The following is a 14213-nucleotide window of genomic DNA, read 5'->3' on the forward strand; positions in this document are numbered from 1 at the left end:
TGTTAATCATGGTGGGTGAGTGATGATATTTGGGTGGCAGAGATACGGGAATGGGCTGATGGCCTGGAGGAAGTCCTGGAGTTGATTGGGGGGTGAGTTCGCCCGGACGGAGCCGCGGAACAACGCCGTGAACTATATTCGCGGGCTGCTTTCGAATGAGGAGCGGAAGAACTCTTGGACCCTTTCGGAGCGCGCTGGGCAGGGCACGCCGGATGGGATGCAGCGCTTGCTCTCGACGACCGATTGGGACCCGGACAAGGTCCGTGATGCTTTGTTCGTCTACGTGAAAAAGCACTTGGGCGACTCGAAGGGCATTTTGGCGATTGATGAGACCGGTTTCTTGAAAAAGGGAACCGCTTCGGCCGGGGTTGCGCGGCAGTACTCGGGCACCGCCGGGAGGGTGGAGAACTGCCAAATCGGGGTGTTCCTGTCCTACGTTTCACCGGCAGGGAGGACGTTTCTGGATCGGGAGCTGTACCTGCCCAAGGCCTGGATGGATGACGCGGCGCGTTGCAAGCGCGCGGGTATCCCGGAAGAGCGAGTCATGGCCACCAAGCCCGTCCTCGCCGCTGACATGATCGAGCGCGCCCTAGATGCTGGCATTGAGGCCGAATGGACCACCGGGGACGCTGTCTACGGCCAACATGCCGGGCTGCGCCGCCGCTTGGAAGCCCGGAGCATGCACTACGTCATGGCGGTACCTATGAACCAGCGTGTCATCGCCTGGGTGCGTGGTTCAGTGGGCGGGGACGACCGTGCCGATGAGTTCTTCGCCGCCCTGGACAGGCGTGCCTGGCGCACCCGCACCGCCGGCATCGGAACCAAGGACGAACGGCTCTACGCCTGGGCCAGGATCCGCATCAACGGTCCCGCCGAAACGGGCGAGCACTGGCTGCTGGCACGCCGCTCCCTAAAAGACCCGACCGACCTGGCCTACTTCATCTGCCACACCCCAGAAAACGTCACCGTGATCGAGTTGGCCCGCGTCACCGGAGCCCGGTAGGCCATCGAGGAAACTTTCCAAACCTCCAAAGGAGAAACCGGCCTTGACCACTACCAGGTGCGCCAATACACGCAGCTGGTATCGGCATATCACCCTTTCCATGTTCGCCCACGCATTCCTGAGCGTCATCCGCTCTAAAAAGGGGGCCCGCACCCAGACTCCAAGCACCTGGTAAGACTGTCGCTGCCCGAAATTAGGCGCCTCATCACCCGGAATCATCTGGCACCGGGAACCGGACCCACACCACGCGATCCGCTGGTCACTTTGGCTACGACGACACCAATACCCCGCCCAACAATGCCATTACAAAGCCCGCGGCCACACCCTACAAACACGACTGTAGTACTAGGCATTGGCGCGCGCCGCCCACCGGGGCAAAGGCCACAGCTTGGCCAATGTGGTCAAAATCACCATCAGCGGGGAAACATAGTGCCCGGCACGGACGCTGTGACCTGTGGAAGGTCTCCACACTGCCAACAGAAAGCCGTGCCCATGAGCATTGACATTGCCCCCGAAGACACCCTCAACGACGCCTTGGTGCTGGATGGCGAGGCCGCCAACGCCCTGTTCCTGCAGGCACGCACAGCCAACAGCTGGTCCGCGGAGGAAATTGCCGACGGCACCTTGGAAGCCATTTACACGCTGACCAAGATGGGCCCCACGGCCATGAACATCCAGCCCCTGCGCATCACCTGGGTCCGCTCGCCCGAGGCCCGGGAGCGCCTGGTAAAGCACATGAACGACGGCAACAAGGACAAGACCCTCACGGCCCCCCTGGTGGCGGTGCTCAGCTACACCAACGAATGGCACCAGCTGCTGGAAACCACCACCCCACACATGAGTGGCCTGGCCCCGGTCTTTGAAGCCGATCCCGACACCCGCAACCACATGGCCTTGACCAACGCCCATTTGCAGGCCGGCTACTTCATTCTGGCCGCCCGTGCGGCAGGACTGGCCGCCGGACCCATGACAGGCTTCGATGCCCCGGCCCTCACCGCTGAATTCCACGCCGGCACGCCCCTGACGGCTTTCATGGTGGTCAACTTGGGCAAGCCCGACGGCGAAAGCGGCCGCGCGCGCCTCCCGCGCCTGGACTTCGACGCCGCCACCGCAACCCTGTAACGTTCCGGCCCCCGCCTGGGCAGGAAAAGACGCTCCCCGGGCGGCGGCCGCCGTGGCTAGACTGGCACCATGAACGCACATGCGCGCACCCCCGTCACTGTCACGGTCACCGGGGCCGCCGGCCAAATTGGCTACGCCCTGCTGTTCCGCATCGCTTCCGGCGCCCTGTTGGGTCCGGAGGTGCCCATCAAGTTGCGGCTGCTGGAAATCCCGCAGGCGGCCCAGGCGGCTGAGGGCACCGTCATGGAGCTGTTGGACTGTGCCTTCCCGCTTGTGGCAGGCATTGAGGTCTTTGACAATCCCCTGCCGGCGTTCGACGGCGCCAACATTGCCATGCTGGTGGGCGCACGCCCCCGCGGGCCGGGAATGGAGCGGGCCGATCTGCTCAACGCCAACGGCAGCATCTTCTCTGCCCAGGGCCAGGCCCTGAACAACGGCGCGGCCGACGACGTCAAGGTGGTGGTGGTGGGCAACCCGGCCAACACCAACGCCCTCATTGCCGCCTCGCATGCCCCCGACATCCCGGCCTCCCGCTTCACGGCCATGACCCGGCTGGACCATGACAGGGCCGTGGCCCAGCTGGCCGCCAAGACCGCCAGCCCCGTCACGGACATCAGGCGCATGGCCATTTGGGGCAACCACTCCGCCTCCCAATACCCGGATCTGACCCATGCAACGGTGGGCGGGGCACCTGCCACCTCCCTCGTGGATCACAGCTGGGTGGCGGAGGACTTCATTCCCGCCGTGGCCAACCGTGGCGCCCGGATCATTGCCGTGCGGGGCGGCTCCTCCGCGGCGTCGGCCGCCAATGCCGCCGTCGAACATGTCCGCCTGTGGGTCCAGGGCACCCCGGAGGGCGACTGGACCAGCATGGCGGTGCCCTCCGACGGTTCCTACGGCGTGCCGGCCGGATTGGTCAGCTCCTTCCCCGTGTCCACCCATGCTGGGAACTACACCATTGTTCCGGGCCTGGAGCTTGATGCGTTCTCACGCAGCCGCATTGACGCCTCGGTGGCCGAACTGCTCGCCGAACGCGACGCCGTCGCCGCCCTGGGCCTGCTCTGAAATGCCGGCCATTGACCTCAATGCCGACGTTGGCGAGTCTTTTGGCCAGTGGCGGCTCGGGGACGATCCAGCCCTCATGGAGCACCTGAGCAGCGCCAATATTGCCTGCGGTTTTCATGCCGGCGACCCCGCCGCCATGGCGCGCAGCTGCGCCGCCGCAGCAGCGGCAGGGGTCAGTGTTGGCGCGCACCCCGGGTACCGGGACTTGGCCGGTTTTGGCCGCCGCTTCCTCGATGTGGATCCCGCCGAGCTGCGGCACGAGATCATTTACCAGGTGGGCGCCTTGCAGGCCATGGCCCGGGCGTACGGCACCGGCGTGCGCTACGTCAAGCCGCACGGCGCCCTGTACAACGCCATGGCGCACCACACGGGGCAGGCGCAGGCGGTGGTGGACGCCGTGCTTGCCCTGGACCCCGCCTTGGCGCTGCTGGTGGCGCCGGGGTCGGAAGTGATGCGTCTGGGTCTGGCCGCCGGACTGAAGGTGGTGGGCGAAGCCTTCGCCGACCGTGCCTACAACCCGGACGGCACGCTGGTTCCCCGCAGCCGGCCCGGGGCGGTGCTGCATGATCCCGGCGCCGTCGTGGCGCAGGCCCTGGACCTCGCCGTGGAGCACCGGGTCACCGCCGTTGACGGCAGCCGCATTCCCCTGACGGCGCAAAGCCTGTGCCTGCACGGGGACACGCCCGGCGCCCTCGCCCTGGCTGCAGCTGTCCGCAAAGCGTTGGAGGATGCCGGCGTGTCCATCAACAGTTTTGCCTGAATGGGCCGGCATGGGCGTTTCCATCCCCTGGGTGGCTGCTCCTTTCTAATGGAACTGGATTCCCTGGCAGCGGTCATGGACAGTGCCTCCCTGCTGCGGGAACGGCGCCTGCCCGGGGTGCTGGACGTGGTGGCCGCGGCACGCACCGTTTTGGTCCGCTGCGACTCGCCGGCCTCGGCGCAACAGGCCCGGGCGGTTCTGTCCCGCCCCGGGCCCGTCCGAGGTGCACCCGTCAGGGGCGCCCGGCACAGCCTCGACACCGTGTACGACGGCGCCGACCTTGCCCATGCGGCGCAGCTGGCCGGCCTCGGTGCCGATGCCCTGGTCCGTTGGCATGCCGGGCAGGAGTGGGTGGCGGCCTTTGGCGGCTTCGCGCCGGGCTTCATGTACCTCGCACCGTCGGAGCGGGCCTTGAACATTCCCCGCCAGGCCGTCCCGCGCACGGTGGTGCCGGCCGGGTCCGTGGCGGTGGGCGGCGAATTTTCCGCCATTTATCCCAGTTCCACCCCCGGCGGCTGGCAGCTGCTGGGACGCTGCGCCGACCCGCTCTGGGACCCTGGCCGGGCACAGCCGGCCCTGATCCAGCCCGGGGACAAGGTACGCTTCAAGGCCGTCCGGGAACTAGTGCACCTTGGTGCGGCTTCGAAGGAATCTTGCGCCGGGGGCACAGCGGCCGCACCGGGCACCTCCGGAACGCAGAACCGCTCCGGGCTGGAAATCCTGGCGCCGGGGGTCTTTAGCACCGTGCAGGATCTGGGCCGTCCCGGCCATGCCCACCTGGGGGTGACGGGATCGGGGGCCCTGGACCGGCCGGCGCTGCGCCGCGCGAACAGGATGGTGGGCAATGCGCCCGCACGGGGCCGCAGCCCCGGTGCGGCCGGGCTGGAACTTGTGCTGGGCGGGCTGCGGGTGCGGGCGCGGGGCACCCAGTTGCTCGCCGTCGCCGGAACTTCACTGCGCTTGATCATTGACCGCGGCACCACGGAGCCCTACGGCGCGCCCCTCAATGCCCCCTTCCTGCTGCCGGACGGGGCGGTCCTCAGCGTTGAGGCATTGCCGCCGCATCCCGGACTGCGCAGCATCGTGGCAGTGCGCGGAGGTGTGGCCGTGCCCCCGGTGTTGGGCAGCCGTGCCACGGATGTGCTGTCCGGGCTGGGTCCGCCGGTTGTGGGCGCGGGAACGTTCCTGCCCACCGGAGGCACCACAGCCGTGGGGCCGGTGGGGTTCCCGGAACCAGCCCCGGCCGCTGCCGCGTCCCTGGCGGAAGCAACTCTTTTAAGGTTCACCTCCGGGCCCCGCGGCGACTGGTTCACTGCGGGGTCGTTGTCCGCTTTTGGGCAGCAAAACTGGCACGTGGGTGTGCAGTCGAACCGCATTGGGCTGCGCCTGCAACTGCCCGGTCCTGCAGGCAGGAGCCCCGCAGGCGGGAGCGGGCAGCCCTTGGCCCGGACCGCCGCGCACCGGGGCCTGGAACTTCCCAGCGAAGGGATCCTCGAGGGCTCCATTCAGGTGCCGCCGTCGGGCCTGCCGGTGGTGTTCCTGGCAGATCATCCCGTGACCGGCGGCTACCCGGTGCTGGGGGTGGTGGTTGCCGAGGACCTGGCCAAGGCCGCTGCCCTGGCCCCTGGCGCAGCCGTCCGCTTTGCAGCGCTGGGCTAAAAACCGGTGGACTCAAACACCCACGGCAGCGTGGCGGTGAGCAGGCGATGGCGGGCACCGTTCCCGGCAGCCCCCGCAGGGTCCGGGTAGGCCTCGTCCCCGCGCCAGATGAGCCCGCGGTCCCCCAGCAGCCGGGTCTGGTAGCTGAAGGGCGTGGCCGCACGCGCCCTGGCCAGCGCCTGGGCCGTGGAATCCATGGCGGCCAGATGATGCAGGGTGACCCAGGTGGGCGGGATCAGCGTCAACCCGCCCCGGGCGTGGCGGGCCAGTGCCTGCGCGGGGGTGATCCAGAGCAGGCCCACATGTTCGGCCGGGTTCAGCACCACCTCCCCGGTGGTGGCGGCGGCCAGCATGTGCCAGGTGCGGAAGCGGCGCGGAATGTCCTGCAGCGGCGTCCACTGGGACAGGAACACCAGCTCCCCCGGTTCCAGGCGCTGCCCGGTTTCCTCAAAAAGTTCCCGCAGTCCGGCCCGCTGCGCCGCGGCCAGGTCATCCAGCCCGGTCCCGTCGGCAGCCGTCCGGTCCGCAGGATCCACCTTTCCGCCGGGAAACACCCACGCGCCGGCGAAGGCGCGGCTGAAATGGGGGCGTTCCAGCAGCAGCGTTTCCAGCCCGGCGCTCCCGTCGCGCAGCAGGACCACCGTGCAGGCGTCCTCCAACGGAGCCAGCACGGCCTAACCCGCGGCGGCCGTCAGCACGGCCTTGGCGATGGGGCCCGCCGTCACAGCACCCAGGTCGCCGTCTTCAACAAAGACGGCCACGGCCAGGTCGCCCTGGGCGGCAATGACCCATGAGTGGGTGCGGGGCGGGGTCTCATTGCCGTATTCGGCGGTGCCGGTCTTGCCCAGGGAACCGGGCAGCCCGGCCAGGGTGGTCAGATAGCCGTCGGTGACCACTGCCCGCATCATGGTGGTTAAATCTGCGGATTCCTTGGCCGTGAGGGGGGCGCCGGCGGCAGCTTTGGCTTTGCCGTCGCGGTCCTTGATGAGCACCGGTGCCGCCGGGGAACCCTTCACCACGGTGGACATCAAGGTGGCCATGGCCAGGGGCGAGACCTGGACCTTGCCCTGTCCAATCATGGAGGCGGCATGTTCGGTGCCTGCCGAATTACGCGGCACCTGGCCCATGTAGGCATCAAGTCCCAGATCGTTTTCCATGCCAATGCCCAGGGCAGCTGCGGCGTCGGCCAGCTGCTCCTGCGGCAGTTTTTCAAACTGTGAGACGAAGGCGGTGTTGCAGGACTTTGCAACGGCGGTGGTCAGCGGCACATCCCCGGTGGCCTCGGCCGGGTAGCCCGGTGCGTTGAGGAACTTCTTCCCGGCGGCAATGACTTCAGTGGTGCAGGGGACGGGGGTATGCGGTGTCATCCCCAGCCGCAGCAGAGCCAGGGAGGTGGCGACCTTAAAGGTGGACCCGGGCGCATACTGGCCCAGGAAGGCCGTGTTGTACCCGGCACTGCCGGGCCCGTTGGCGGCGGCCAGAATGGCCCCGCTGGAGGGGCGCATGAGAACAATTGAACTGGGCGGGTCCACCTGGGACAGGGCCTGTTCGGCGGCGTCCTGCAGCCCCTGGTCCAGCGTGGTGGTGACATCCTTGCCGTCCACGGGGTCGACTTCAAAAAGCACCCGCGCCGGTGTTGGTGCCTCGGCTGCTTGGGATGCGGCCGTGGCGCCGGGGGTGGGTGCAGCGGTGGTGGTGCCGGTCTCCTCTGCGGCGACGGCGCTCACCGTCAGCCCCGGGGTGCCGGCCAGCTGCCCGTCCATAGCTGCCTGCAGTCCCCCGGCGGGCACCATTTGGCCGGCACTGATTTTTCCGTCCGACTTTTCAATGTCTTCGGCCGTCGCCTCGCGCACATCACCCAGAATGGCCTGGGCAAAGGTGCGGGAAGGTGCCAAAGAAAGCGTGTCCGCCGTGGCCAGCACACCCTGGATGGGAGCAATCCTTGTCTGGTCCAGGGCCGCGAAGACCTCCTCACGCAAGGTGATGGCGTCGACGAATGCCACCGGACCGTAAGCTTTGACCTTGGCCAGGTATGCGGCTTCATCGAGCTCCAGCACCGCTGCCAGGGCTTTGGCGGAGGCCTCCACTTCCGCTTCGCTGAGCCCTTCCTTGTTGATCCCCACCACCCGCACGGGCCGGTCCTTGACAATGGCCGCACCGTCGGCGGACAGGATGTCGGCGCGTTTGGCCGGTGTGGTGCTGATGTTCAGCCGTTCGCCCGCCGCCAATTGCGGCTGGATCATTTGGGGTGACCAGGCTACTGTCCAGCTGTTCCCGGTGCGCTGCATGTCAGCTCCCGTGGCGTAGCTCCACGGCTGTGCCTGGTCGGGGAGGTTCCAGGAGTAGTTCAGGGAAACCCTGGCGCTGTCTTCGGCCAGCTCGACGCCGGTGACGCTTACGGTGGGCCAGAGCGGATCAATGCCCTGGGCCAGCTCCGTCAGTTCCCTTTGCACCTCCTGCGCGGGGACGTCGAAGACCACATCCCCCACGGTGTGGGTGCTCAAGGCGGTGGCGAGGGCATTCGCGGTGGAGGTGCCGTCGTCGGGCGCTGAACAGCCGGCCCCTCCCACGGCAAGGCAGCAGACGAGCAGCAGGGCGGCAAGGCGACGGAGCATGGAATTCCTGACGTTGGGTTGCCCCTCAGACTACCTGCGCCGCATGCACCGGCAAGCAAATCACGCCGGTGTGGCGCACCCTTGACCCAAGGGTGCGCCAGCGCCCTTACGCCCCGTGCACGCTTATCCGGCCGGGCGTCCCGGGGTTGAAGACCAGCTTGCGGTTGGCGATCTTGTCGGTGAAGAACCTGTCGTGGCTGACCACCAGAACCGCGCCGGGGAAGTGCAGCAGGGCCCGTTCCATGACCTGGGTGCTGGACATGTCCAGGTGGTTGGTGGGCTCATCCAACACCAGCACGGAGGCCCCGGACAGCAGGCACTGCGCCATGGCCACGCGGGCCCGTTGGCCACCGGAGAGCGCACCGATGCGCTGCTTCAGCTCGGCCTCGGAGAACTGGAACATGGCCAGGAAGCGGTTGACGGATTTTTTGGTGGCGGTCAGGGCCAGGCTGTCGGGCATGGCGTTGACGGCGTGGGTGACGGTGTCCTCGGGATCCAACTCGGCCAGCACCTGGTTGTAGGAAATCAGCCCACCGCCCTTGGCCCAGGTGACGTAGCCGGAATCCGCCGGCTCCTCCCCGGTCAGGGCGCGCAGCAGTGTGGACTTGCCGGAGCCGTTGGAGCCCAGCACCACAATCCGGTTTCCCCGGCGGATCTCAAAGCTGAGGTCACTGAACAGGGTCCGGTCCCCGTAGGACTTGCCCAGCGATTCCACCCGGCACAGCACGTCCTTGACATGCAGGCCGGCATAAATTTCGGTGATGATCTTATCCACCGGACGCGGTGCACGGGATTTTTTGATCTTGGAAAGTTTCGCATCCAGTCCCTTGGAGGCCGCCTTGGCAGCGGCGCGGCGGTCCGAGATGCCTTCGGCCTCGAAGGCCAGGAGTTCGGACTCATGCACGAACTGGCTTTCCAGGGTTTTAAGCCGGAACGCCTTGGCATTCACGTAGTCGGCAAAATTGCCGGGGTACTCATGCAGGTGGTAGTTCTCCAGCTCCACAATGCGGGTGACCACTGCGTCCAGGAACCTGCGGTCGTGGGAGACGATGATGGCTGCGCCGCGGAAGTTCTTAAACCAGCCCTCCAACCATTCGACGCCGGCCACGTCAAGATAGTTGGTGGGCTCATCCAGCAGCAGCACGTCCGGGGCTTGAAGCAGGATTTTGGCCAGCGCGGCCCGGTTGCGCCAACCGCCGGAGAGGTCATCGATGGGGCACACCCGGTGGGCCGCATTGAAGCCCAGCGTGGTGAGGACCTTGTCAATGGAGCGCTGGTAGTCCCAGCCATCCAGGCGGTCCATGTCCGCGAAAAGCTCCGACTGCCGGTGGATCATGGTGTCCATTTGGGATGCAGTTGGATCCGCGGCCAGGGCGGCATCGATGTCCGCCAGTTCCTTCTCCAGCTCCTGCACGTGCGCAAAGACGCCCTGCAGCACGTCCATGATGGTGGCGGCGCCATTGAGTTCGGAAAACTGGGAAAAATAGCCGATCCTGGTGCCCAGCTCCACCGCCACGGTGCCGGCGTCAGGCTCAATTTGGTCCATCACCAGCTTCAGCAGGGTGGACTTTCCGGAGCCGTTGCGGCCAATCATGCCCACCCGGTCCCCTGCCTCGAGCTTGAAAAAGACTTCCCGCAGCACCTGGGCCTTCTCAAAGCGCACGGAAACATCATTGAGGCGGATCAAACTCATGGCGGGGTGGTCCTTTGCAGCTGGGAACGGGCACGCAAAGCACCCACCACCACTGTAGTCGGCGGGCTCCTGCCCTCAGGCCAGGGAGTTTGCGGCGGTGGTCCGGGGGCCCGCCATGTGGTGGCGGCCCAGCGGCAGCATCAGGGGCTTGTTGGTGGTGGGGTCGGTGATGACTTTCGATTCCAAGCCAAAGACATCACGAATCACCGCTTCGCTGAGAATGTCCTCAGGCGTCCCTTCGGCCCGGATCTGCCCGTCACGCATGGCCACCAGATGATCGGCGTAGCGGGCTGCCATGTTCAGATCATGAAGCACCATCACAATGGTGGTCTCCGCGCGGCGGTTGAGGTCCGTCAGCAAATCCAGCACCTCCACCTGATGGCTGACGTCCAAAAAGGTGGTGGGTTCATCAAGGAGCAAAATGTCGGTCTGCTGGGCCAGGGCCATGGCTATCCAGACCCGCTGACGCTGCCCGCCGGACAGTTCATCAATGGCCCGGTCCGCCAGTTGGGCCGTGTCCGTGTCATCGAGTGCGGCGGCAACGGCCAGGTCATCGGCGGCGGACCAACGGGAAAAGATGCCTTGATGGGGTTGACGGCCTCTGCCCACCAGGTCCGCCACCGTGATGCCCTCCGGTGCAATGGGTGACTGCGGCAGCAGGCCCAGAACCTTGGCCAGTTCCTTGGCCGGTGTCTTGTGCACTTGCTTGCCATCGAGCAGGACCTGCCCCGACCGTGGCGTGAGCAAACGCGAAATTGAGCGCAGCAGGGTGGATTTGCCGCAGGCGTTGGGGCCCACGATGGTGGTGATTTTGCCATGGGGAATCACCAGATCCAGCTTTTCAATGACGGCGCGTTCGCCGTAGCCGGCCGAAAGCTGGTGGGTGGCGAAAGTGTGGGTGGCCATTACAGGGCGCCTCCGGTGCGGTTGCTACGAATGATGAGATACAGCAAAAAGGGAGCGCCCAGCACGCCCGTGACCACGCCTACCGGAAAGCGGGTGCCGAAAAGGTATTGCCCACTGAAATCCGCCAACAACACCAGCAAGGCACCCACCAGTGCCGCCGGGATCTGCAGGGAACCGCGCGGGCCCAGGATCCTGGCGGCAATGGGCCCGGAGAGGAAGGCGACGAAGGCAATGGGCCCCACGGCGGCGGTGCTGAAGGCAATCAACGCCACCGCTGCAATGATCATGGTCAGCCTGGCCCGGTCAACCCTGACCCCCAAGGCTGCGGCGGTGTCATCGCCAAGCTGCAGGCTGGCCAGGTTTTTGCCCTGGGCCAGCAGGAGCGGGGCGAAGACGGCCAGGGCAAGCACCGCCGGCACCACCTGGGTCCACGTGGTGCCGTTGAGGCTTCCCGTCAACCACCGCATGGCTTCCTGCAGATCCCACTGCCCGGCCCGTGAGAGGACGTAGTTGATCATGGACTCCAGCATGGCGGAAATGCCAATGCCGATCAGGATGAGCCGGATGCCCGCCGCCCCGCCCTTGTAGGAGAGGGCGTAAACCAGGAACGCCACCACCAATCCGGCCACAATGGCGAAGATGGAGACCATGGTGGCGCTCAATGACAGCATCACAATGGCGAAGGCGGCCGCTGCGCTGGCTCCGGAGCTGATGCCGATGATGTCCGGACTGGCCAGGGGGTTGCGGAGCATGGTTTGGAAGGTGACACCTGCCATCCCGAAGCTCAGTCCCGCCACCAGGGCCATGACTGTGCGTGGGAGGCGGAGCCGGCCCACGGTGAAGGAGGCACCGGGCACATCCTGGCCCTGCATGACCTGCCACACCTCGGCGGCGGAGTATGTTGTTTGCCCCACCATGAGGGAGACGGCACAGCTGGCAATGATCAGCAGCACCAGCACAGCCAGGAGCAGCCGCCGTTCCCGCAGGCGCCGGGTCCGGGAACGGGTGATGCCCGCAATGGTGGCGCCATGATCCATGCCCCCGTTCTTGGGTGCCGTCAATTCCTGGTCAACGCTCACAGTTCACGGACTTTCGCTCGCCGGACAATGGCTATGAAGACGGGCGCCCCAATGACGGCCGTGATGATGCCGACGTCGAGCTCTGCCGGGCGTGCCAGGACCCGCCCCACAATGTCCGAGGCCAACAGCAGCGCCGAGCCGGTCAGCGCGGAAAAGGGCAGCAGCCACCGCTGATCCACCCCCACCAGCAGCCTGCAGACGTGTGGCACCACCAGACCCACAAATGCAATGGGTCCGGCCACGGCAACGGCGGCCCCGCACAACGTCACGGCGCCGAGGGCGGCGGTGAGCCTGATGGCTGCAACGTTCTCCCCCAAACCAGCAGCCACGTCATCACCCAGGGCCAGCGAATTCAGGCTGCGGGCCGAGAGCAGGCAAATCAAGGTGCCCACCGCGAAGAAGGGCAGCATGGGTCCAATGGCTTCGAAGGTGGTTCCCCCCACCCCGCCAATCTGCCACGACCTGATGTTGGCGGAAATGTCGCCGCGGGGAAGGGCAATGGCCGTCAAGAAAGATCCCAAGGCGGCGGACATGGCAGCTCCTGCCAGTGCGAGCTTCAGCGGGGTGGCGCCACCGCGTCCCAGCGAGCCCACGGCGTAGACCAGCACTGCGGCTACGGCGGCGCCGGCAATGGCTGCCCAGATAAAACCATTGGCGGTGCTCAGCCCAAACCAGGCCATGCCCGCCACCACTGCCAGCGAGGCCCCCATGTTGACGCCCAAAATGGAGGGGTCGGCGAGCGGGTTCCGGGTCACGGCCTGCATGACGGCGCCGGCCAGGCCCAGTGCCGCGCCCACCAGGAGCGCCAGGACCGTGCGGGGCACGCGTTTGACCACGGCCGCCTGCGCCACATTGTCCACTGCCCCGCCCAGGCCCGCCATCAGGTCCTGAAGCGTCACACTGCGGGAGCCTATGTACAGCGAAAGGGCGCAGAGGATGAGCAGCGTTGCCAACAGTGCCAGCAGCGCCGGCAGACGCCTGTGGCGCGGGCGCCGGGTTGTCCCGGTGTCCGCGCCATCAGTTGTGGTGCCGGTGGCCATTTTTGAAGTGATGATTGAACTACTTGCCGGCCGCTGTGCCGAGCAGATCCAGGTAGTCGTTCAAGACCCAGGACAGGGCCAGGGGTGTGGGGTTTGCCGCTGTCCCCTGCGGCCCGGTGCCATCAAGGGCCACAATGGCGCCGTTGGCCACGGCGGGCATCTTGGAGAGCAGGGGGTCATTTTTCAAGGTCTGCACCAGCGCGCCATCGCCGTAGGTGACAATGATGTCCACATCGTCAAAGTCATCCACGCGCTCGGCGCTGATGGTTCCGGAGAAGGAAACTTCACCTTCAGAGGCTTTGGCCACGGATTTTGGCGCTGTCAGGCCCAGATCTTCAAAGAAGGCGGTGCGGGTGTCGTGGGTGGTGTAGAAGCTGACCTCGCTGAGGTCGGCCGGATCCACGTGGGTCAGGAACATCACTGATTTCCCTTCCAGCTCAGGGTGCTTGGCGACGCCGTCGGCAATGTCCTTATCCAGTGTGGCAATGAGCTCTTCGCCTGCGGTGGCCATGCCCATTGCCTGGGAGTTGAGTTTGATGCTGTCACGCCATGAGGTGGCCCAGGCGGCTTCCGGGTAGGCGACCACCGGGGCAATTTCACTCAGGGTGTCATAGTCTTCCTGGGTCAGCCCCGAGTAGGCCGCCAGGATGACGTCGGGGGCAGTGTCGGCCACCGCTTCAAAATCAATGCCGTCGGTTTCATCAAAAAGCACCGGAGCTTCGCCGCCAAGCTCCTGGAGCTTTTCCTCGACCCACGGAAGGATGCCGTCGCCGTCGTCGTCGCCGAAGTTGGCAGCTGCCATACCCACCGGAACCACGCCCAACGCCAGCGGAACTTCCTGGTTGGACCAGTTGACGGTGGCTATGCGGGTGGGCTTGGCCTCCAGGACGGTGGTGCCCAGGGCATGTTCGATGCTCAACGGGTAGCTGGCGGCATCTGCGGCGGGCACGCTTTGCGCGCCCTGGACATCGCCGGGGCCGCTGGCGCAGGATGCCACGGTAAACATGGCGGCGGCCGCAACGGCAACGGTTTTTGCCAGCATGAAACGATGCTTGCGCATAAGGGTCTCCACTCAAAGGTCATAGGACACGGCTGTGTCATTAAGTTGCCAGGGGCAAGGCTTGGATGCGGGCTGAAGCAGCACCATCTGCGGGACTCACCTGTCCCCGCCATCACTTAGGTTAGCCTTGCCTATTCATCGTAAAGTGGCGTGGGACGGGACGCAAACACACGAATACGACGGCAATATCGCCAAAGTGACAGCATGCTTT

General features: G+C 66.1%; 11 protein-coding genes and 1 pseudogene. 5 read left to right on the forward strand and 7 right to left on the reverse strand.

Translation table 11 applies throughout. From position 1 onward, the window contains the following. The first annotated feature begins 85 nt into the window (after positions 1 to 85). From ACFUCV_RS08110 to ACFUCV_RS08130, 5 genes and pseudogenes are all read left to right on the forward strand, one after another. A pseudogene (locus ACFUCV_RS08110) lies at positions 86 to 1178 on the forward strand (IS701 family transposase). 317 nt (positions 1179 to 1495) lie between these two features. Continuing rightward, positions 1496 to 2125 (forward strand): malonic semialdehyde reductase, encoded by a 630-nt coding sequence (locus ACFUCV_RS08115; RefSeq protein WP_380814375.1) that lies wholly within the window; start codon positions 1496 to 1498, stop codon positions 2123 to 2125. Positions 2126 to 2194: 69 nt separating this feature from the next. Continuing rightward, positions 2195 to 3190 (forward strand): malate dehydrogenase, encoded by a 996-nt coding sequence (locus ACFUCV_RS08120; RefSeq protein WP_380814377.1) that lies wholly within the window; start codon positions 2195 to 2197, stop codon positions 3188 to 3190. A gap of 1 nt (position 3191) precedes the next feature. Continuing rightward, complete coding sequence (locus ACFUCV_RS08125) at positions 3192 to 3950, forward strand: LamB/YcsF family protein (protein ID WP_380814380.1); 759 nt, start codon at positions 3192 to 3194, stop codon at positions 3948 to 3950. Continuing rightward, positions 3951 to 5609: a carboxyltransferase domain-containing protein gene (locus ACFUCV_RS08130; protein ID WP_380814382.1), complete on the forward strand. Its 1659-nt coding sequence runs from the start codon at positions 3951 to 3953 to the stop codon at positions 5607 to 5609. It abuts the gene before it with no gap. Here ACFUCV_RS08130 and ACFUCV_RS08135 read toward each other — a convergent pair. The 7 genes from ACFUCV_RS08135 to ACFUCV_RS08165 form a co-directional block, all read right to left on the reverse strand. Continuing rightward, entirely contained in the window at positions 5606 to 6280 is a 675-nt protein-coding gene (locus ACFUCV_RS08135) for an NUDIX domain-containing protein (RefSeq protein WP_380814385.1), read from the reverse strand. The genes ACFUCV_RS08130 and ACFUCV_RS08135 overlap by 4 nt on opposite strands. A gap of 3 nt (positions 6281 to 6283) precedes the next feature. Next, complete coding sequence (locus ACFUCV_RS08140) at positions 6284 to 8224, reverse strand: penicillin-binding transpeptidase domain-containing protein (RefSeq protein ID WP_380814387.1); 1941 nt, start codon at positions 8222 to 8224, stop codon at positions 6284 to 6286. A gap of 106 nt (positions 8225 to 8330) precedes the next feature. Continuing rightward, entirely contained in the window at positions 8331 to 9917 is a 1587-nt protein-coding gene (locus ACFUCV_RS08145; RefSeq protein WP_380814389.1) for an ABC-F family ATP-binding cassette domain-containing protein, read from the reverse strand. Between the two features lie 75 nt (positions 9918 to 9992). Beyond that, positions 9993 to 10823, reverse strand: a complete 831-nt coding sequence (locus tag ACFUCV_RS08150; protein WP_380814391.1) for an ABC transporter ATP-binding protein — start codon at positions 10821 to 10823, stop codon at positions 9993 to 9995. Next, positions 10823 to 11860: a FecCD family ABC transporter permease gene (locus ACFUCV_RS08155; RefSeq protein WP_380814496.1), complete on the reverse strand. Its 1038-nt coding sequence runs from the start codon at positions 11858 to 11860 to the stop codon at positions 10823 to 10825. The genes ACFUCV_RS08150 and ACFUCV_RS08155 overlap by 1 nt, the downstream gene beginning before the upstream one ends. Before the next feature lie 38 nt (positions 11861 to 11898). Continuing rightward, positions 11899 to 12942, reverse strand: coding sequence for a FecCD family ABC transporter permease (locus ACFUCV_RS08160; protein WP_380814392.1), 1044 nt, complete (start codon positions 12940 to 12942; stop codon positions 11899 to 11901). A 19-nt stretch (positions 12943 to 12961) separates the two neighbouring features. Next, positions 12962 to 13984 (reverse strand): iron-siderophore ABC transporter substrate-binding protein, encoded by a 1023-nt coding sequence (locus ACFUCV_RS08165; RefSeq protein ID WP_380814395.1) that lies wholly within the window; start codon positions 13982 to 13984, stop codon positions 12962 to 12964. Between the last annotated feature and the right edge of the window lie 229 nt (positions 13985 to 14213).

Origin of the sequence: Specibacter sp. NPDC057265, assembly GCF_042668835.1 — a bacterium.
Classification (GTDB): Bacteria; Actinomycetota; Actinomycetes; order Actinomycetales; family Micrococcaceae; genus Specibacter.